At 58.1% G+C, this 19,723-nt stretch carries 19 protein-coding genes; 10 read left to right on the forward strand and 9 right to left on the reverse strand.

The genetic code is table 11. The features are described from left to right. Window positions 1-75: 75 nt before the first annotated feature. A complete protein-coding gene (locus tag MTDSW087_RS16290) occupies window positions 76-1,119 on the forward strand; it encodes a hypothetical protein (protein WP_144765705.1) in 1,044 nt (347 codons plus the stop codon). Window positions 1,120-1,291: 172 nt separating this feature from the next. Continuing rightward, on the forward strand, window positions 1,292-1,438 hold the full coding sequence (locus MTDSW087_RS30195; RefSeq protein ID WP_186383871.1) for a hypothetical protein: 147 nt from the start codon (window positions 1,292-1,294) through the stop codon (window positions 1,436-1,438). A 370-nt stretch (window positions 1,439-1,808) separates the two neighbouring features. Here MTDSW087_RS30195 and MTDSW087_RS16295 read toward each other — a convergent pair whose 3' ends face one another. Together MTDSW087_RS16295 and MTDSW087_RS16300 are read right to left on the reverse strand one after the other, a co-directional pair. Continuing rightward, window positions 1,809-2,303, reverse strand: coding sequence for a cell wall hydrolase (locus MTDSW087_RS16295; protein ID WP_373321981.1), 495 nt, complete (start codon window positions 2,301-2,303; stop codon window positions 1,809-1,811). Window positions 2,304-2,554: 251 nt separating this feature from the next. Continuing rightward, window positions 2,555-3,529 carry a threo-3-hydroxy-L-aspartate ammonia-lyase gene (locus MTDSW087_RS16300; protein ID WP_144765709.1) on the reverse strand — a complete coding sequence of 325 codons (975 nt, stop codon included), beginning with the start codon at window positions 3,527-3,529 and terminating at the stop codon, window positions 2,555-2,557. 150 nt (window positions 3,530-3,679) lie between these two features. Between MTDSW087_RS16300 and MTDSW087_RS16305 the strand changes: the two genes are divergently transcribed. Beyond that, window positions 3,680-3,913, forward strand: a complete 234-nt coding sequence (locus MTDSW087_RS16305) for a hypothetical protein (protein ID WP_144765711.1) — start codon at window positions 3,680-3,682, stop codon at window positions 3,911-3,913. Between the two features lie 102 nt (window positions 3,914-4,015). Beyond that, window positions 4,016-4,714 (forward strand): YoaK family protein, encoded by a 699-nt coding sequence (locus MTDSW087_RS16310; RefSeq protein ID WP_144765713.1) that lies wholly within the window; start codon window positions 4,016-4,018, stop codon window positions 4,712-4,714. Window positions 4,715-4,809: 95 nt separating this feature from the next. Here the strand turns inward: MTDSW087_RS16310 and MTDSW087_RS16315 are convergent, their stop codons facing one another. Then, window positions 4,810-4,998, reverse strand: coding sequence for a hypothetical protein (locus MTDSW087_RS16315; RefSeq protein ID WP_144765715.1), 189 nt, complete (start codon window positions 4,996-4,998; stop codon window positions 4,810-4,812). Window positions 4,999-5,712: 714 nt separating this feature from the next. After that, entirely contained in the window at window positions 5,713-6,246 is a 534-nt protein-coding gene (locus tag MTDSW087_RS16320; RefSeq protein WP_144765717.1) for a GrpB family protein, read from the reverse strand. Window positions 6,247-6,782: 536 nt separating this feature from the next. Between MTDSW087_RS16320 and MTDSW087_RS16325 the strand changes: the two genes are divergently transcribed. Continuing rightward, complete coding sequence (locus MTDSW087_RS16325) at window positions 6,783-7,796, forward strand: site-specific integrase (RefSeq protein WP_144765719.1); 1,014 nt, start codon at window positions 6,783-6,785, stop codon at window positions 7,794-7,796. Between the two features lie 234 nt (window positions 7,797-8,030). Beyond that, window positions 8,031-10,469 carry a hypothetical protein gene (locus MTDSW087_RS16330; RefSeq protein ID WP_144765721.1) on the forward strand — a complete coding sequence of 813 codons (2,439 nt, stop codon included), beginning with the start codon at window positions 8,031-8,033 and terminating at the stop codon, window positions 10,467-10,469. A gap of 587 nt (window positions 10,470-11,056) precedes the next feature. Here the strand turns inward: MTDSW087_RS16330 and MTDSW087_RS16335 are convergent. After that, on the reverse strand, window positions 11,057-11,404 hold the full coding sequence (locus MTDSW087_RS16335; protein WP_144765723.1) for a helix-turn-helix domain-containing protein: 348 nt from the start codon (window positions 11,402-11,404) through the stop codon (window positions 11,057-11,059). Window positions 11,405-11,723: 319 nt separating this feature from the next. On the opposite strand from MTDSW087_RS16335, the gene MTDSW087_RS16340 reads away from it, so the two are divergent. Continuing rightward, on the forward strand, window positions 11,724-12,317 hold the full coding sequence (locus tag MTDSW087_RS16340; RefSeq protein ID WP_144765725.1) for a hypothetical protein: 594 nt from the start codon (window positions 11,724-11,726) through the stop codon (window positions 12,315-12,317). A 9-nt stretch (window positions 12,318-12,326) separates the two neighbouring features. Here the strand turns inward: MTDSW087_RS16340 and MTDSW087_RS16345 are convergent, their stop codons facing one another. Further along, entirely contained in the window at window positions 12,327-13,565 is a 1,239-nt protein-coding gene (locus MTDSW087_RS16345) for an eCIS core domain-containing protein (RefSeq protein ID WP_186383872.1), read from the reverse strand. 251 nt (window positions 13,566-13,816) lie between these two features. Here MTDSW087_RS16345 and MTDSW087_RS31440 point away from each other — a divergent pair, with 251 nt between their 5' ends. The 3 genes from MTDSW087_RS31440 to MTDSW087_RS16370 all read left to right on the forward strand — a co-directional run bounded on the left by MTDSW087_RS31440 (window position 13,817) and on the right by MTDSW087_RS16370 (window position 16,493). Further along, on the forward strand, window positions 13,817-14,080 hold the full coding sequence (locus tag MTDSW087_RS31440; protein WP_144765729.1) for an HNH endonuclease: 264 nt from the start codon (window positions 13,817-13,819) through the stop codon (window positions 14,078-14,080). A 1,239-nt stretch (window positions 14,081-15,319) separates the two neighbouring features. Further along, window positions 15,320-15,706, forward strand: a complete 387-nt coding sequence (locus MTDSW087_RS16360; protein ID WP_144765733.1) for a helix-turn-helix domain-containing protein — start codon at window positions 15,320-15,322, stop codon at window positions 15,704-15,706. Between the two features lie 412 nt (window positions 15,707-16,118). After that, window positions 16,119-16,493, forward strand: a complete 375-nt coding sequence (locus MTDSW087_RS16370; RefSeq protein ID WP_144765735.1) for a hypothetical protein — start codon at window positions 16,119-16,121, stop codon at window positions 16,491-16,493. Window positions 16,494-16,541: 48 nt separating this feature from the next. Here MTDSW087_RS16370 and MTDSW087_RS16375 read toward each other — a convergent pair whose 3' ends face one another. From MTDSW087_RS16375 to MTDSW087_RS16385, 3 genes are all read right to left on the reverse strand, one after another. Beyond that, window positions 16,542-17,117, reverse strand: a complete 576-nt coding sequence (locus MTDSW087_RS16375) for a hypothetical protein (protein WP_144765737.1) — start codon at window positions 17,115-17,117, stop codon at window positions 16,542-16,544. Between the two features lie 631 nt (window positions 17,118-17,748). Continuing rightward, window positions 17,749-19,188 carry a dihydrolipoyl dehydrogenase gene (gene lpdA / locus MTDSW087_RS16380; RefSeq protein ID WP_144765739.1) on the reverse strand — a complete coding sequence of 480 codons (1,440 nt, stop codon included), beginning with the start codon at window positions 19,186-19,188 and terminating at the stop codon, window positions 17,749-17,751. Then, entirely contained in the window at window positions 19,189-19,662 is a 474-nt protein-coding gene (locus MTDSW087_RS16385) for an endonuclease domain-containing protein (protein WP_144765741.1), read from the reverse strand. It abuts the gene before it with no gap. Window positions 19,663-19,723 lie beyond the last annotated feature (61 nt).

Here is a 19,723-nt window from a genome sequence, read left to right on the forward strand (position 1 = left end):
CCCGACTGTCGCGAGCCTGTCGAACGTGTACTCTAGGTATGCGCGCCGCCCATTCGCGCGCCGGGGGACACCGCCATGGCCACGCTCACCACGCTCAGCGAGATCCAGGTCAACCGCAGCCTCGCCCTCCCGCAGAAGCTCGCGGAGAACCCCGTGCGCACCGTCGCGCTGGACACGATCCAGCGCCGCAACGCCGTGCTCGATGCCGTCTTCTACGACGTTGCGGCGATCCGGCCCGAGGAGACGGTCAAGCTCGCCACCTGGCTCGCGCGCGAAGGCGCGATCATCGTGGTCCCGCCCTCCGGGAGCGGGACGGAGCTGGAGGTCTTCCTCACGCCGCAGAAATACTTCGAGTCGGGCGAGGCGGTGGCCGCTCTCGCCGTCGCGGGCGTCGGCAGCTCGGCGCTTGGGGCCGCTGCCTTCGCCCGCAACGTCGCCGACGCGCTGGGCAAGCCGGTGGCCGCGGTGGTCTCCGGCTACGGCCTCGCCGACCTGCTCACCGAGGCCCTGGGCGGCTTCTTCATGTTCGGGGCGCTCAACAGCATTCGGCACGCCTTCGAGCCGCTGGACGAGGTGACGAAGCTGTTCACGCGCAGCGAGCAGACGCTGGAGGACCTCAGCGGGCTCGGCTTCGCCCGCACCAGCCGCGACACGCAGACCGTCATCGCGCTGCTGAAGGACGCGCGCTTCGCGCCGGAGCTGCTCGTCGGCCATTCCAAGGGCAACCTCGTGATCTCGGAAGCGCTCTACGCGATCCATGCCGAGGATCCGGCGCTGGAGAAGCAGCTCGCCGAGCGCCTGCGCATCGTGACGATCAGCGCCAAGATCGGGATGCCGCATGCCTTCCGCGACGTCCTGGACGTGATGGGCGCCTGGGACTGGTTCGGCGCCCTGAACTCCCGGCCCGACCTGCGGGCCGACTACACGGTGCCGCATGCCTGGCACAGCACGAACCCGGAATTTCCCTTCGGCCTGGGGCTCCGCGTGCCCCAGGCGCTGCGGACGGTGCTCGGCCAGAACCCGTCGCCCTCTAAGGCCGCCCCGCTGCCCTTCGTCGCCGACCTGCCGCAGAAGCTGACCGCCGCCCTCCATGCCGGGACGCCTCTGCATCTGGTCTGAAGCGTTCCGTCGAGGCGGACCGCCGCATCCGTTACGGCCACGGTTAGGGCGGCGTCCGGCACCTTCAAGAATGTTCGCGCCCGCAACAATCCGCTAACCATACCGGCCTCGGATCCAGGCGGGAGTGATGATGGTTGCGGCGCTGAAACGAGCGGTGCGATTGCGGCAGACCATGCGCGCGCGGGACGTGCGCATCGAGGTGAGCGGGTGCGCCAAGAGCCCGCCCGCCGCCGCCGTTCCACCGCCTCCGACCGGGCACGGCCTCACGGCGCGCGAGCTGATCCGCATGGCCCAGGCCGCGCGCCGCCGGAACGACTGATCCATTTTCCGGTCGAGCAGACCAGTCCGCCGCGCGCCCCCTCTCCCTGCTTGCGGGGAGAGGGCTTCATGCGCCCTCGTTGCGGCATGAAGCGAGGCGGCAGCCGGCGTGAGGGGGCGATTCCGGTTGCGCTCTGCCCTGAGGCTCCCCCTCACCGCCGCTTCGGCTTGCGCCTCCGCTTCCCGTCTGCACGGCAAGGTGCAGACGGGCCTCTCCCCGCCCGGCGGGGAGAGGGGGCGCACTTGGTCAGCCGTAATGACCAAACGGAACTCGTATGATGCAGGCCGGCAATGGGCGCGACGCATCGCCGTGCGCCGGTCGGACCGGCGCACATCGGCGTCCATTCGCATTGATCGGGGATGCCCCCGTCTCAGCCCTGGCGCGCGCCGGAGCCGAGCGCGGCGACCGTGCAGATGTCGCGGGCCGGCGCGTCGGGGATGTGCTCGCCCTTCGCGGGGGCGGCGGCGAAGGTCGTCGGCACCGGCGCGCCGGGCTTGCGCTTCTCGTAGAAGGCGTTGCCGCCCGCCACCGCCACGTAGTGCATGTTGTTGTAGGGGAAGCGCCGGCCCGCCGTGTGGAAATACATGGCGCTGCCGACCTTCGGGTGGCGCTCGCCGGCCAGCACCGCGTCGGCGACGTCGGCGACCTTCGGCAGGTCCTTGTCGCGCATCGGCTTGGTGAGCACGCCCGGCGCGAACTGGCGCGGCTGGCCCACCACCTCGCAGATGCCGCCGGGGAAGGCGGCCGCCTCCAGGCGGTTCATCACCACCGTGCCGACGGCGAGCAGGCCCTCCGAATCGGTGCGGTTCGATTCGAAATACATGGCCCGGCCGAGGCAGTCGCGCTCCGCCTCGCTCACCATCATCGCCGGCTTGCGGCCGGGGATCGAGCCCGTGACCGTAGGGCCGCTCGTATTGCAGGCACCGAGTCCACCGCAGGCCAGAATGAGGCCCAGTCCCGATACGACTCTCGATGCCCGAATACCCTGCATGCGCTCCCGCTCCACTTCGAAACCCTGTGCCGTGACCCGCTCCGATGCCCGATCTGTGCCGGACTGTTCGCGGGTGACGTGCTGCGGGCCAAGCTTGAGCGCAAATCGGGCGAAATTGGGATGCCCTACCCGCCGACGAGGCGGGCGAAGGCGGCGAGGTCGATATTGCCGCCGCTGATCACGATGCCGACGCGCTTGTCCGCCACGTCGACCAGCCCGTTGAGCACGGCCGCCGCGGCGAGGCAGCCGGTCGGCTCGACCACGATCTTCATCCGCTCGGCGAAGAAGCGCATCGTCTCCACGAGCTGCGCATCCGAGACCGTGAGCACGTCGGCCACGCGCTCGCGGATGATCGGGAAGGTGTGCGCGCCGAGATGCGTGGTCTGCGCCCCGTCCGCCAGCGTCTGCGGCACCGGGATGCGCACGATCGTGCCCTCGCGGAAGGAGCGCTGGCCGTCATTGCCGGCCTCGGGCTCGACGCCGTAGACCTTGCAGCCGGGTGAGCGCTCGGCCGCGGCGAGCGCGCAGCCGGCGAGCTGCCCGCCGCCGCCGAGGCAGGCGACGAGTATGTCGAGGGGGCCCGTCTCCTCGATCAGCTCCAGGGCCAGGGTGCCCTGGCCGGCGATGACGTCCGGATGGTCGTAGGGCGGGATCAGGGTCAGGCCGCGCTCCTCCGCGATGGCGCGGCCGAGCGCCTCGCGGTCCTGCGCGTAGCGGTCGTAGATCACCACCTCGGCGCCGTAGCCGCGGGTCGCCGCCACCTTCATGGCGGGGGCGTCGTGCGGCATCACGATGATGGCCGGCACGCCGAGGATCTGGCTCGCGAGCGCCATCGCCTGGGCGTGGTTGCCGGAGGAATAGGCGATCACGCCCCGGCTCCGCACCGCCTCCGGCAGGGCCGAGATCGCGTTGTAGGCGCCGCGGAACTTGAAGGCGCCGGCCCGCTGCAGGTTCTCGGCCTTGAAGAACAGCCGCGCCCCGGTGCGCGCGTCGGCGGTGCGCGAGGTCAGGACCGGCGTGCGGTGGGCCGCCCCCGCGATGCGCTCGGCGGCGCGCGCCACGTCGGCGAAGGTGGGCAGACGCAGGGCGGACTCGCTCATCGCGCAGGGCTCCGGGGCAACCCGCCGCGGCTGCGGCCGGGGACCCTTCATACGCGAGCGGAGGCGGCCGTCCAGGCCTGGCGGGGGCCGGCCGCCCCCGTGGCACGGCCCATGCTCCGGACCCCGTTCGGAGGACGGGCGGAGCATCCCTTGAGCGGTGAGCTGCTGAGCAGCGAGGACCTGGTTCAGCCGGCGATGCTGACGGTGTGGCCGCACAGCATCGACGCGAAGGCCGTGGAGCCGCGCGCGCTGCCGAGCCTCAACGAGGCCCTGGCCGAGGCGGGCGCCGTGCTGCGCGCGGGCAGCGGCACGCCGTGGATCATCACCGAGGGCGGCCTGATCCTGACGCCGACGACGCTGCGGGTGCTGACGGCGCCGACCTGAAGCGCCGGAGCCCGCATTGCGCGCGGCTCCGACCGGACCGTAAACTGTCGCGCTTTATCCTGGCTGGCGGGCGCCCCCGGCCCGATCGAAGACCCGTACGCCATGCTCGTCCACGAAGGCGAAGCCCGCACCCGCGCGAAGGACGAGAGCCTCGCCTGGACCTTCGCGTCGCTCGCGGGCGCGCTCAACGCCGCCGGCTTCTATGCCTTCGGCTCCTATTCCTCGAACATGACCGGGAACGTCTCGGCGCTCGCCGACCATCTCGGCCTCGGGGATCTCCGCCTCGCGCTCTACGCCCTCGCCCTGGTCGCCACCTTCGTGGCGGGGGCGATGGTCGCGACGCTGCTGATCGGCATCGGCCGCGAGCGCTGCCTGCGCGGGGTCTATGCCTACGGCGTGCTCGCCGAGGCGGTGATGCTGGCGGCTCTGGGCGCCGTGGCGCCCTGGCTGCCGGCGGACGGGCGCGGCGCGGTGCTCGCGCTCGGCGTCAGCTTCCTGCTCGGCCTGCAGAACGCCACGGTGACGCAGATCACCGACGCGCGCGTGCGCACCACCCACGTCACCGGCATGGTGACGGATATCGGGATCGGCCTCGCCAACCTGCTGGAGCGGCGCCCGGCCGCGGACAGGGCCAAGCTGCGCCTCCACCTCGTGACGGTGAGCGCCTTCCTCGCCGGCGGCATCCTCGGCGTCCTGCTCTATCGCTGCCTCGGAACCGCCCTGCTCCTCGTGGTGGCCGGTCTCCTGGCCATGCTCGCGATCCCCGGGATCAGCAGCGCGCGTCGCCTTCAGGCCGGCTGAGGCGCCCGCCGCCGCTCCGGCGCGAGAAGCGAGGGCCCGGAGCCGCGCCCGTCCGCGGCGCGGGCGGAGACGGCTCCGGGCAGCCGGTGCCGGCCCTATCCGCCGCGGTCCGTCTCGACGTCCTGCAAGGTCTTCTCGGCCACCTTGGCGATGGCCTTCAGGAGCGTCCGGGCCTGTGTCCCGGTCAGGGCGTCGTAATCGTCGCTGTCCGCAAGCTTGAGTATGGCCTTCACGCCCTCGACCGCGGTGAACGGCTCGATCGGCATCACGTCGGAGACTGGCATTCGCGTTCTCCATACTGGGGCCCTTCGGCATACTACCAAACGGCCGCCTCGGAGATCACGGGGGCGTGCGCGGCAAGAGCTTCTGTGCGCGATGTCACCGGCCGGGGTTCCGGCGGGTGCCCGGAAGATTGCACGACCCCCCTTGCCAGCCGCCCCGGAATGGATCTAGCCTTCCTTTGCCGACGCACAGCATCGCGCCGGTTCCGAGAGAGGAGGTCAGCGATGAGCCATAGAGGCTTCTGCGTCCCGTCATCTCGTACTGCCGATCCTGATCAGGACACGCCACCGAACCAGAACCGGCAGGGATAGTGGTTTCTCGGGCGATGGGCGGTTGAGTTCCCCGGTCGGTAGGGCCGGCCGGGCCGGCAGCTCCCACATCGCACCCGTCAAGCGTGGACCCTGCAAAAGCCCGTCAGCCCTCCGGCTGGCGGGTTTTTTCGTTTCGGACCTTACATCGTCCTGGTCGGCCACTCCCGAAACGGGGACGGGCGGCGCATCTGATGGTGCCGCCCGTCCCCGTTCCTGAGCGGATCCGGCTGGCTCGGGTGTGCCCGGTCGACCATCGTGCAAAGGTTCTGCCCAAACCGCGCATCAGCTATGGGCCGATGAGCGGACCGGGCTTTGACGCTGCGGCTAAAGTCGGACGTTCCGCTCTCGACCCAACCCGGTCGCTCAGGCCGTTGTCGGCGCTTCTTCAAAGCGGCCTTTGATCGCTCATGAATTTCGCCAATCGGCCAGAGCAGCGGCTTCAACGGCATCAAGCCATGCGCTCTTGCATGCGCCATACTCGTGCGAGTTGTCTGGATGAAGCGCGACGCAGCGAATCTTCTCATCCTCGTAGGCGGTGACAAGCTCCGGATTGCGTCGAAGGTAGTCACGGAAGGCGAGAAGGCGGTCGATGTCCGGCGCACCGACGCTGTAGCAGTGTAGCTGAACAAGACGCCGCCCGGTGTTCGGCTCATTCTTCGTGGCATAACGTCGTCCGGGGAGCCCAAACTCGCCCCACCATTCGTAGCCGACCCTTTCAAATTTTTCCCTCTTGAGGTCTACCTCATCGAGGTTCTGGACTACTGGCAAGAGGTCGAGGATTGGCTTTGCTCTCAAGCCTGGAATGGCTGTCGATCCAATGTGGTGGACTGCCAGTAGGTTCGGGCCGAGCGCAGCGCGGAGAATCGAAGCTTCCACTTGAGCCGTTGCCGACCACCGAGGATCGTGAGGGACCAACTCAACCTGAAAGGGCGGCGGCATCGTCTTCGAGGATCAGGGCGGACGGCGTTCAGCTTCGCATTTCGAGAGGCGGCTCCGCAATGGGGCGTTGCAGTCCGCCTCTATACATTGCCGCCCCAAAAGCAGACCGTCGCAAATCCACCCATTCCGGTCGTCCTGCTCAGTCCCTTTCTGCCCATTGTTCAAGGCTTGTCATTCAAGTTTCGTGATGGCCGGTCTGAAGGGCGCGTCTGAGGCAATAACCCATCACGAATAAGGGCTCCGAACCGAAGTCCGAAGTCCTTATTTGACCGCCATTCGACGGTCCGTCGTAAGTCACGCTTAAAGCGACAGCATCCAAATCACGTATGGATCACCCGCCCATACGCATCCAACACGCTCTCGTGCATCATCTCCGAGAGCGTCGGGTGCGGGAAGACCGTGTGGTAACTCTTAGTGTGATGGTAGAAATATCATTGCCAAATCATAGGGTTAGCGCGCATGTCGGATGATCGTCCAAGCTGATTGAAATCATCGCTGTGAGGGCTCTGTCACACGCCTGTCACAGTGAGAGTCCGATGGCGGCAATCCGTAAGCGTCAAGGCAAGTATCAGGTTCAGATCCGAATCAAAGGTTCACCTCCCCTTTCTCGAACATTCTCAGCACGGGCGGACGCAAAGGCTTGGGCGAGGGAGATTGAGGGCGATGCTGAGCGGCGCGGTCTACCCATGGACCGTAGAGTCCTCGATACCCTAACGGTCGGCGATATCCTGGTCCGTTACCGGGACACGATCACACCAACTAAACTGGGCGCCGTTCGTGAGGGTATGGCGATCCGCGTGCTCTTGAAGCATGGCTTATCGAAAGTCCCGCTCAGCGCACTTACGGTGAGTAGAGTTGCGGAGCATCGCGACCAACGGCTTCAAACAATCAAACCGGCAAGCATCAATCGTGAGCTTGCGATTTACCGTCACGCTTTCGAAACCGCTCAACGATCCTGGGGCATTCCGTTGGCGGAGAATCCGTTTGCCCTCGTCACAAAGCCAAGAGTCAGTGACGCACGCTCGCGACGGCTTGAGAAAGGTGAGTGGGAGAAGCTGAAAGCGGCGTGTCTTCGATCACGAAATCCCTATGTGTTGTCTATGGTCGAATTCGGCCTGGAGACAGCTATGCGACGCGGTGAAGTCCTTCGTGTCCGCTGGCGAAATATTGATTGGGAGGGTCGAACGCTTCATATACCGAGATCTAAAAACGGCTATGCCCGCACTATACCTCTAAGTGTTCAAGCAATAAATATTCTTATGAGGCAATCGAACGCATTTTCATCAAGCGAAAATCTAGTTTTTGAAACTACAGAGGACGCTATCAAGCTTTCGTGGCAACGTATAGTGCGTCGCTGCGGGATTGTAGATTTCCGTTATCACGATCTCCGCCACGAAGCTATCTCGCGGTTTTTTGAGAAGGGATTGAGTGTTCCTGAAGTTGCACTCATTTCCGGCCATCGCGACTACAAGATGCTTGCGCGATATGTGCATCTTCGTCCGGAGGTGCTTGCGGAGAAGTTGGCACGGCTTAGCCAAGAGGGTTCATAATCCCACAACACTAACGAAGGCTGGAGCGCATAGCCCCGGTCAGATGCTTTTCTCTGAGCGACCGCGGGCTGATACTCAAGCCTAAAGCCGAGGTGCGAAGCGCCGGACATCGCACACTACAATAATCGCACTCGCCTGGAGAACATCCTCCTGCAAAGCCAAGCCGTTGCTGATTCATTACGTGACAGGAGATTCAGTAGCCTCCCAATGTAATCACGTTGGGAGAATAAGAGTATGATATGCAAATATGTAGATGGTGTTACGTCGTCGGGCAAGTCGGTAGTTCTACGAAAAAAGGCTAACGAACTATCAGCCAAAGGACATAACACGATCATCGTCTTACCGACCATAGACCTGATCCGGGAACACGTCTGTCGGTTTGAAACTGACTATACCAATCAGAGAGTCGAACCGTTCTTTACTGGTGATGATCGTGTCGATGCGCTGCCTTCTGTGACGCTGGCCGTGAAGCACGCAATCGAAACGACTATGCCTGACGAGGGCCGGATTATACTAGTCACCCATCAGACGTTTTCGAGGATCCGGGCAGAGCATTGCTTGTCGGAATGGCATGTATTGATCGACGAAGAAATGGATGTGTTCAGTGGCGAAGAAATCAATCTTCACCATTCCCACAAGTTTGTCACAGACAATCTGAAGCTCTGCCCGCAGGGACCAAAGTATGGAACGCTAAAAGTCGTTGATGCCAAGGCGATTAAGAAGGTGCTTGATAATCCTGAGGGAGACGAGGCTTGGAAGCTAGTAAATGGCGTATGCCGATCTTTGTTGTCTCCATGGGCAGTCAACTACACTATTCTTACGAGCTACAATGCGCTTGTAAGTGAGATCGGCAGCAAGCGTAAGCTCATTGTCTATACGATTGTGACGCATCGTTTCGCCGAGCAATATGCTTCATTCACTGTATTCTGCGCCCGGTTCACCGAAACGTTGCACTATCTCATGTGGCAATCGGAAGGCGTAGCGTGGGAACGTGACGAGGAACTGTGCAGTCAGCTTCGGATCCAGGCCCATGAAGGATACGAGAGGCTGAAGATCTACTACGGTTACGAAGGCCACTTTTCTAAGAAGTTGCGTAACACCCATCCCGACACATTCAAGCAGTTTGTGATGAAGGCACGAGATATAATGAATGGGCAGCCGTTCATCTGGTTGGTGAACAAGGATGTCAAGAATGACTGCGAGTTATTCAGAGTTGCCGGCGGAGAGAACATCAAGGCGAAATCGCATGGACTAAACAAATATGATCATGTGCATCACGCAATCGTTGGTGGTGCGTTTAACAAAACTCCAGGGGCCAGTAAGTTTCTTGAGGATATGTGCAATGTAAGCGCAGAGCAACAAACCATCAGTGGCGTGAATCAGAAGATCTATCAGGCTGTCAGTCGCACTTCGATGCGGAAGTTGGCTTTGGAACAGGACAGGTGTTGGGTTGTCCCGAGCCGATCTAACGCTGAATACCTGTCAGGGATCTTCGTCGGATCATCTGTGCTCTCGCTTGGGCTCGACCAACCTGCGGAAGCAACAAGAGGTCGGCCCCCTAAACATGGAAGTGCGAACGAAAGGAAGCTGCGATCCAAACTGAGAAAGAAGATGGAGAGGGAACAAACAAGCGGGTTCATCCCTGAGATTGCACCTGAAATGATCTCGGTCGTGTCTATCTATAGGGGCAAAGATGGCGACGTTAATACTATAGAGTCTATAAGTGATTTCGTCGCCAGGTTCAGAGGGACTATCTTCCCGCATCTATACAGTAACAGGGGAGATTGCCTATTAATGAAAGAGAAGGACTTCATCCAGTTCCTAAAAAACCAATCTAAGACGAGGTATATGGACAAACACGACGTTCCACTCATTTCACCTGCATTCTGGAATCCTCTCTACGATGGGGAAAGGCCTCGTGGAAAGCACAATGCAATCTGTTCCTATGGTTTCATGATCGACGTAGATGGAGGCGAGATGAGACCAGAGGACCTAGCTACGATAGTCCCTCACTTAGAGCTTCACTGTTACAGCACCTTCAACAACAGGAAGGATGAGCAACGGTATCGTGTCTACATTCCTGCAACGAGACCAACGAGCAATCCTCAATATAAAGCCATCACGAGCAGTCTGATCCATGCAATCGAGTCCAACGGCTATACCAGTAAGAAAGAGTTACTGGCGAAGCCGCGCGTAAGCGCCAATAGTCGTCTACACGGGATTGATATGAGTAAGCTTGGAGGATTTTCACTATTCTATCTGCCGTGCCAAGCCGAAAATGGACCCAAATCGTTCTTCAAGTCATTCGATAAGCCACCTCGGATGCCTCTGGATGTAAATGACTGGCTTGAGAACATACCTTATGGGATTGAGGTAGAAGATGACGCTGAAGATAGGCCGATCTATTATGAACCAGCAACGGGTGAGATCAATACTGAACAACAGTCTGCTATAAATGAAGCAATGGATTGGTGGATGGCTCATGGAACAGGACGGAAACAAGGGTATGTCGCTATCTCCATTCTGTTCTCGAAGTTATGCCGTATCAACCTTCCTTGTTCGAAGATTAGTAACTTGCTCTATGAGGCAGCATCAATGGCGAACTCCCCGGAGGATAGGAGGAAGCAAGTTCGCGGTTTGATGGAGACGTGGAAGACAAAACGCAGATATTAAAAGATACCGCGCTGGCATAATCATATTTGAACATAGGGTCGGTATAAAAACAATGTGAGACGGATTAATCACATTCAGTCCGTCTCACAAAATAGTGTAGATCACCGCCGATTGTCAGAACATTTATGAAATAAGTCGTGCGGTTTCTAAACTTCATACGCTGATTAAGTCATTTTCATAGCGTATCGTGCGTTCAACGAAATATCAGAAGGAAATCGATGCAAGTGCTTGTAGATATTTACTATTATTTAGATCATGAGAAATGCAAAACTAGCTGTGTTTTGTGTAACATCCTCAGTGTGGCAATCGAGCTAAGTCGTAGGTTCTATATTACCTCATCGTGTGACGTAGCTCGTAACATTTGTAAATCGATGTGGTTTTCGTTTAAAGACGCTGCGGGCGAACTGTCACGTCTAGGATTCGATGACCAGCCGATTCATGATGCAGTGAGAAAACATCGCCATACGCTGGTTGATGCCTACTTGCTCACAGACGAACCCATCCCGCACAACATTAGAGGTATAATGCTTCGTTCAATCAGTGTGCCAGAAGTAATCCAATAGCTGCCACGAACACAAGTTGTCAGTTTAGATCGGCCTGTCTTTCCGTTGCTCCGATATCGCGTCCAAGATCGTCAGCAACAACTTAAGCTCGTTTTCGGTAAGCTTAAGTAAATGCAAATCAATCTGCATCTTTAGATCAACAAAGTTAGGGGAACGGTCTGTATCCTCTAACATCATGCCTATGTTGACGTTCGTTATCTCACAGATTCGGTTCAGCGTTTCGAGAGATGGAAGATTCACCCCCCGCTCGACGTTCGAAATCGCTTCCTTCGTCCTATCCGCCAACTCAGCCAACGTTTCCTGTGTGAGTCCGGCATTTTCACGGGCACGCTTGATCCGCAGCCCCACGATCTTGTTCAACTCGCGCTTCATGAAACGGAGTGTGGCTTCGGGTCAGACACTTTCCCACGGATCAAACTTCGCTATTATGGCCTCGGGACGGAGTTTAGTCCGACTCGCTCTGATCCGTTGAAGGGTTCAGAGGCTCTCATTCCTCGGTTCGTTCATGTCGCGCGTCCTAGCCGCAGTGTTCCTCCCTCTGATGCTCCTGCTTGTCCCATTGGGTTTGGCGTTTGCGGATCCTCTACCTTCTCGTTCCGCGCCCTCTACGGCCCCTCAGAATGGGCGAGGATCGACAACGACACGGCCGGGCACCACCACCACCGGTCAGCCCAAGACTCAGGTTCTGCGGGTGGATGAGAGACGGAAGGCTGACCTCTTCACGAAGGACGATCTGGCTCGCTTCCTTGGGCTGGCGTTCGTCGTCCTCGGTTCGTGCACCGTGATCCTGTTCGTTCTCGGATGCGGATCTCGGGTGGTGGTGTTCGCCAACCGGTCCGATGCCATCATGTCGGCTGGTATGATCATCGCCCCGATCGTTACGAGCGTGGCTTCCGGTGGTCTCCTATGGCTCTATGAGGTTCCTGACGGTCCGACGCACATGACTACCTTCGAGTTCGTGAAGGCATATCCGCCGATCGCCTTCGTGCTGGTTGTCGGGGGTCTGTGGTGGGCGTGGTCGATTCTTGGAACCCTCATAAGCTCCATCCGCCACAACGGCCTGATCATCGGTTCGCTGGTCGCCATCATGAAGGTGGGTGCCGTGGTCTCCCTCCTGATCGTCGGATGGGCTGCGCTCATTAACTATGACGATGAAGGCAACCTGAACCACTACACAGCCAAGTTCTTCATCTTCATGGCTCTTGCATGGTTCGCGGCAAAGTTCGTGAACGGTAAGCGCGTGCGTCGGCGCATGTTAAATGTATCTGGTTCGCTCAGCGGATAAACTTTTGTCTCATCCGCCAATGCGTCTAAGATTCCACAAAAACACCCGTCGCCGTGCTCGTTCTGGAATGCTGGAAAAATAGTAAGCTGGATGTGCCTTCGCGAAAGCCCTAAGAGGCATTGGATCTTCGTCTTCGGGAAGGTAGCTTAACTTTCCGCCTCGGGATCGTATCTCCCCACACAAAATCTCACGTTGCTTTTTTTCAGCCCCTGCTCCGGATATCTTATCTGCAATCTTTGCAATATCTTCGGGCTTCATGCCCGCGCCATCGTTCTTTTTCGTCTTTTTACTAAGAAGTTCAACGAGAGCGATCATATATGATTTATAGGTTTTTGGCCTTTCGTCTAGCGCATCAACCTCTTTGCCAAGCTTAAAGAAGTTTTCTAAATGACTTGTCGTGTCCAATGCATACTGAATAATGCCTTTTCCTTTCGCCAAATGTCCATAGGGGCTTCTATACATTTTTGCGTCTTCATCATCAGAATCCCGATGCGCAAAACTATCGCCAAAGGCATGAAGAGCTAAGCCAAAATCAAATCGGTCTTCTTTCTTCCTCAATGTAATGCTTTCGATGACATCAGATCTATACTTAGTTTCAATCTTCCCAGGAAGTCCGGTCAGACAATGAAGTGATTGCTGCACATCAACAAAGTTCTCCGGATTTTTTGTTAATAAGGGGCCCGACACCGGCAGGGCAAATCGAACGAGTGTCCCAGATACCCAGTTTGAGCCTGCAACAACCGCGTCAAAGTCATTGATTTGATCCGGGGCCTGAGCATAAAATGCCCAAGCAAGAGCATCAATCCAATCTGCGCCGGCCAGGAGGCCTGCGAGGTATACAGAGTAATAATGGCCTTCGGGGCCCCACGCTCTAGGTATTTCAGGCCGATCCGCGGAAAGTGGCGGGCAAGGAAGGCCGCACTGAAAAGCAATAGCCGCCGCCGACGCTTCATATTCGACTAAATCATCGCCAGCGTATGCTGTATTTGAACTATTTTTTTGCACTATATGGGCTAGTTCATGCATAAGAACAAGCATGTGCGAATCAGAATATAGCTTAAATCTATCCGCATCGAAGTAAATCGAGAGGCCAATGGTAAAAGCTGCTACTTTTTGTTCCCGACATAAAGCCGAAGGTTCTGGCCCGTAATGGAGATACACTCCGCTTAGATCTGCCCGAAAAAAACGTTCTGCGCGATTTGCAATGAAATCCGGGATGACGAAACTTCCAACATTCGAATGGCCCATTCCCAGCCCCCTATACAAAGGTATCATTATATACTTTTTGCTCCGTCCGGCAAGCTGCTAGAGGTTTATGCGCAAATCAACCTCACATTATAAGTATTGCTCCGCATGTTCATGCGCTGTCCAACATTGGTGCTTGCTATATAACAATTTTGGTAATCATCATTCGGGAATGTGACTGTATTTATTTAACATGATTCTCGATCGAGCTTGAGAAGACGGGTGCTTCAATCCTGTTCAGAGGCGAGAAGGCCATGATCCTGAATGAGCATGGTGCGCTTCGTTGTGAGGCGTGTGGCTTCGACTTCTCGGCGCGCTATGGGGAACGGGGTCACGGCTTCATCGAGTGCCATCATACCAAGCCGGTTTCATCCCTGTCCGCTGGCGAGAGGACCAAATCGCAGGATCTCGCTCTTCTCTGCGCCAACTGCCACCGGATGATCCACGTAGCTCGACCGTGGCTTAGCCTCTCCGACCTACGCGCTATCGTCACCCCGTTCGGTAACGCGGGAGCATGATGCTTTGTCGCTAGCCTCAGCGAGTGCGAGGCGCTTTGAATCATCTCGGGTGCCACTACGCTCTCGCATCGACCAAACTCAGCGATGAACCCTATTTTGGGCCAGTCAGATCTGGGCTTCTTACTGCCAAGTCTATTAGGGCTGTTCGCGCTTCTGGCTATATCTGTTCTTTGAATGTCCTGCCGAACTTGATAGACATCAAGAACTGTCAATCTCATTGACGGGCATTGAGATATAAGCGTTCGCCCCGTTCAGTGATTACGAGTGTTTGCTTTGCTGTATCTAACCTCGCGAGTCCTTGGCCTATCAGACTATTTGCCTCGCAGACCTCGAAATCTTTCTGAGATCTACCGGCAATACGTCGCAATAGGCGTGTTTCGGCAAGTGTTAGACCCATTAGAGGCGTCACGCTACGTCCCGCTATTGTAGTCGGCGGATAGTAACGACCCGATATCGTTAACGGCTCAATGATTAAACTATACGACAGCGTGCTATGCTGCCTCGGCTGCAGTTGGTATGATGAGGTCAAGAAAGTCAGCGTGGCTCAGTTGATCTCTATGCGCCGATTAACGCCAAGCTTCGACTGATTATCAACACCGTTCTCCGATCTCAGCTTCCACATGCCTCTTAGCCTTCGTCAGCACTGAACACGGGTCATACCCTCTGTGCTTGGCTAGCAACAGTAAGTCCGTGATTAAATCAACCACATCGCATGCTGGTACACCACCGACCCATCGTCGTCTCGCACCCTCAGCGTGGAGGTATGCATCGAGAGCAACCTGGGCGAACTCTATTCGAGAGGTTCCATCAGGCATGGATGACTCCTCAGGTTCAATCTTAGGAATCAGCCCTGAAGGATAAGGGCATCATCTTGGGGGCTCATCAACTGTGGCTTACCTATGTGGTTTCTGTCATGAGTGACATTCGAATGGAGTTTGTATACTATTGATGCACCGCAACAGCATGGCTCATATGCAACGGAGTAGGGGGTCGTTGATCTAGATCAAGAACTAATGGTATCGGCAGTTCCATTGGTTCGATAGATTTCATTCGCGTGCTCCTTCCGATGCATGCGAAGCGATAAATCTTGAGTTTTGCTCAGTTTACTTGAAGGCAGCGAACTGTCCGTTGCCAGCGAACAGACTGTATGCAATATGCCAAGAAAGGCATGGCAAGCCTTTCGTCCGTCGCTGAGAAGTTGTAACATTGGTTAAGAATGCTTCGCATACACCAAAAGCAATGACCGAAGCCGACCGCTATATCGGTGAGAAGATTCGATGGCTCCGTCAATCTAAAGGTCTGAGCCTGGAGCAAGCAGCCAACGCAATCTGTATCTCTTGGCAAATGTTGCGAAAATACGAACAGGCACGATGCCGACTGGGAGTTGCGCGGCTTCATGCTCTTGCGAAGTTCTACTCTGCGCCAATATCATTCATTATTGAGCAAGAGTCAATCACGGTTGCTGACTTGGATTTATTGAAAGTCACCGGCACGGTGGAGATATTAGAGATTTATACAAGTATGGGCGAAAAGGAACAAAGGGAACGTATCTTAGATTTTGTTCAGACGGTCGCGCGCTCAGTGGGCGTCCGACTAGGGGGTCGAACCGACCAAATGCCAGATTAAACTCGGCTAGGAAAGCTTGAACGACACAGCCCGGACGGCGCTATCCATTGTCGTGATGTCAGGCCGCCCGTTTCGCGATCTTAGCAATCGTCGCCCGGCTACATCCCACCGCGTTCTCGATCTGGGACCATGACAGACCCTTGCGGAGCATCGTGGCTATCGAGGCGTTCCGAGCTACATTCTCCTGTCGGCGGCATCGGGAGGAACGACCATAAGGGCGATCCAGGACCACTACCCGCCGAGCTTTGCTTACAGCTACGGCTGCGGCCCTGCGAATCCACACCGCCACTATCTGATCGGAAGCGGATCGAAGAACAAGTCATTTTCGCAATGGGCTTTTGCGGTGTATCATTGCCTCTGATTGTAAACCGCAATCACAAGGCATCCTGCGGCTTGGTCGAGGGAGGCATAGATGCGCGCCGTTCTGATCTCGGGTGCGGCTCTCCTATTATGGAACGACCCAATAGCTTATGAGATGTCGCCACCACAAACTGAACAAGCGATCGCCGAAAGAAACATGCGCATGCATGAACAGCGCAAAGATCAGTTGGTAGGTTCTAATGTGTCGCCAACAGGTGCTGATCAGGTAGGTTCTGCACCAGTCATGCGCGGGAATGAGCGAATCAAGGACCGCTCTGGCTTCCACGACGTCGTTATTTCCGATGCTGATGAATGTAAGCTAACCTTTCCCATGCCGACCGTTGGCCGTATATACTGTCACGACAAAGGTGCAAAGAAATTTAGTCCCGAGGAAATGAAGCGTATTAGCCGCAGCCTTACTCCTTAGTCTGCCAATCGTATACCCAAGAAAGCACATCGGCTCCGGTCTACGTTCTCAAGGCGTATTAAGGTATCCTTCATTCTCAGTTAAGTCGAATGAGAAATGTTCGTATTTCTTAAACTTCTCAATCTTCTCCCAGAATACGAAAGCACTGCCGAGATTGAAACTTGCGGGTAAATCAGTAAGTTTCTTGGCAATTTGTTCGAGGCTGTATTTCTTAGGTATCTTCCAAACCACTCCGTTTTCTTCTTCGGGAATAATGTAAGTCATGCGGAGGAAATCGAGCATCGAGATCGTCTGTTCCACATCGCGCACTGAAGTTACGATCAAGTCCCAGTTATCATATTTTGTATATCCCAGCCTATACATGGTCAGAAATAATTCGTGTCCTCTGACATATGATGGTATATGGATAAGTTTCCCTGTGTGTAGTTCGACGAAGTATGAGCCGCCTCCGCAGAGGGCTTTCGCATCATCTCGCGAATCTACGTATTCCTTCGAGTTGATAGGTACTACGTATCCTTCATCGAAATATAATACCCGCTCAACATCTACTGATACTAGACCCATCGAGTTCGGATCTATTTTTTCTGTTACACTCTTGAGAGCTTGCCATAGCGTGATTGGCATGATTGCCTCCGCATGGAGAACTAGTTTGGCTGACGATGGCTTCGGCTCTATATCAGTATGAAAAAAGTCATGGGCCGCGAGCGAAACTACTTATTCAGCCCGCCAATAGCTAACTCAAGAGGCGGCTTCTTTCCATGTCGCTTAACCCCGAGGGCGCTCGTAACGCAGCCTGTAGCGGATCGCATCACTGTAGCTGTGAATGATCTAGCCATCCTCACACATGCGGTTCAACCAGCCTTTCTGACCGTTCCCATGTGCTGCCCCGGCCCCGAAAGCTTTTGTGAACGGGCGCCCCAAGCTGGATTAGATCGTCCGATTCCCACCTCCACATTGATTCTCTCGAACCCTCCGAAGCCATCATCAAACTGAAGCTCCGATCAGACCGTGACAAAAGGACGCTTCACTGACGCTGCATGATTGGTTTCCGGCGGTTGATCATCCTCTCGTCAAGCGTTCCAGAACCGTCGCAACAGCCTTCCATCCGGTCACTTTTAGGGCTTCGTTTCGGTCACAATCCTGTCACAGCAAAGGGCTCCGAACCATGACCCGAAGCCCTTCACAACCGCTGTTTGACAGTCCGCTAGTCGTGACCTAACCGTCGTAAGTCACTCTCATAGCGATGGTTTCTCAATCACGTATGGATCACCCGCCCATACGCATCCAACACGCTCTCGTGCATCATCTCCGAGAGCGTCGGGTGCGGGAAGACCGTGTGCATCAGCTCTTCCTCGGTGCTCTCCAGGGTCATCGCCACGACGTAGCCCTGGATCAGCTCGGTCACCTCGGCGCCGATCATGTGGGCGCCGAGCAATTGGCCGGTCTTGGCGTCGAACACCGTCTTGATCAGGCCGTCCGGCTCGCCGAGCGCGATGGCCTTGCCGTTGCCCGCGAAGGGGAAGCGGCCGACCTTCACTTGGAAGCCCTGCTCCTTGGCCTTCGCCTCGGTGAGGCCGACGCTGGCGATCTGCGGCTGGCAATAGGTGCAGCCCGGGATCTTGCCCTTGTCCATCGGGTGGGTGTGCAGGCCCTTGATGGTCTCGATGCAGATCACGCCCTCGTGCTCCGCCTTGTGGGCGAGCATCGGCGGGCCGGCCACGTCGCCGATGGCGTAGAGGCCGGGCACGTTGGTGCGGCCGAGCCCGTCCGTGACGACGATGCCGCGGTCGGTCTTCACGCCGAGCGTCTCGAGGCCGAGATTCTCGATGTTGCCGACGACGCCGACCGCCGAGATCAGCTTCTCGGCGGTGATCTGCTGGGTCTTGCCGTCCGCGCCCTCCACCGTCGCGGTGACGGCGTTGCCGCCCTTCTCGACCTTGGTCACCTTGGCGCCGGTGAGGATCTTGATGCCCTGTTTCTCGAAGCGCTTGCGGGCGAGGCCCGCGATCTCGGCATCCTCCACGGGCAGGATCTGCGGCAGCAGCTCCACCACCGTCACCTCGGCGCCCATGGTGCGGTAGAACGAGGCGAACTCGATGCCGATCGCGCCCGAGCCCATCACGAGCAGGCTCTTGGGCATCGCCTCCGGCACCATGGCCTCGTAATAGGTCCAGATCTGCTTCTTATCGGGCTCGATGCCGGGGATCGCGCGGGGCCGCGCGCCGGTCGCCACGATGATGTGCTTGGCCTGGTAGGTGCCGGCGCCCTTGGCGCCCTTCGGCGCCTCGGCGCGCTTGGTCTCCTTGACGGTGACCGTGCCGGGCGCGTTGCCCTTGGCCGCGGCATCGACCGTGGCCTCGCCCCAGATCACGTCGACCTTGTTCTTCTTGAGCAGCATGCCGACGCCGCCGTTGAGGCGGCCCGAGACGCCGCGCGAGCGCTTCACGATGGCGGAGGCATCGAACGAGACCTCCTTGGCGGAGAGCCCGTAATCGGCGGCGTGCTGCATGTAGTGGTAGATCTCGGCCGAGCGCAGCAGCGCCTTGGTCGGGATGCAGCCCCAGTTCAGGCAGATGCCGCCGAGATGCTCGCGGTCGACCACCGCGGTCTTGAAGCCGAGCTGCGCTGCGCGGATCGCCGTGACGTAGCCGCCGGGGCCGGCGCCGATGATGAGGACGTCGTAGGTGTCGGACATTTACCTCTCCGCGAACTCCCCTCCCCCTTGCGGGGAGGGGGCAGGGGGTGGGGGTGGCTCCGCCTGGCCGGCAGGATCCGGAAGGGATGAGGCGGGTGCGGCGGCGAGCGCCGCATGGATCGTGTCGAGGACGATATCGATCTCTCGCAGGACCATCCGATTCGAGAAGCGTAGAACGCGGAAGCCTTCAGCCTGGAGATAGGCATCGCGGCGTGAATCATATGCCGCGCTGGCATCTGAGCCGTGCTGATCGCCGTCGACCTCGACGATGAGACGAGCGGACAGACAGCAGAAATCGGCGACGTAGGGACCGATGGGGACCTGCCTGCGAACGTGCGAGCCGACGATCGGCAGGCGATGGCGCAGATGCCACCAGAGGCGCCGTTCCGCTTCGGTCGGCACCTGCCGAAGGCGTGTCGCGTGGGCGCTCGCGCGGGCCGTGACGCGCCTTTCCGGCGGCTTGTTCCAAGGCATCGGCGCCATCTTCAGAGCAGGAGATCCCCCCTCCCTTGGACGAAGGGGCAACGGGTCGAAG

This window comes from Methylobacterium dankookense, from assembly GCF_902141855.1.
GTDB classification, from domain to species: domain Bacteria; phylum Pseudomonadota; class Alphaproteobacteria; order Rhizobiales; family Beijerinckiaceae; genus Methylobacterium; species Methylobacterium dankookense.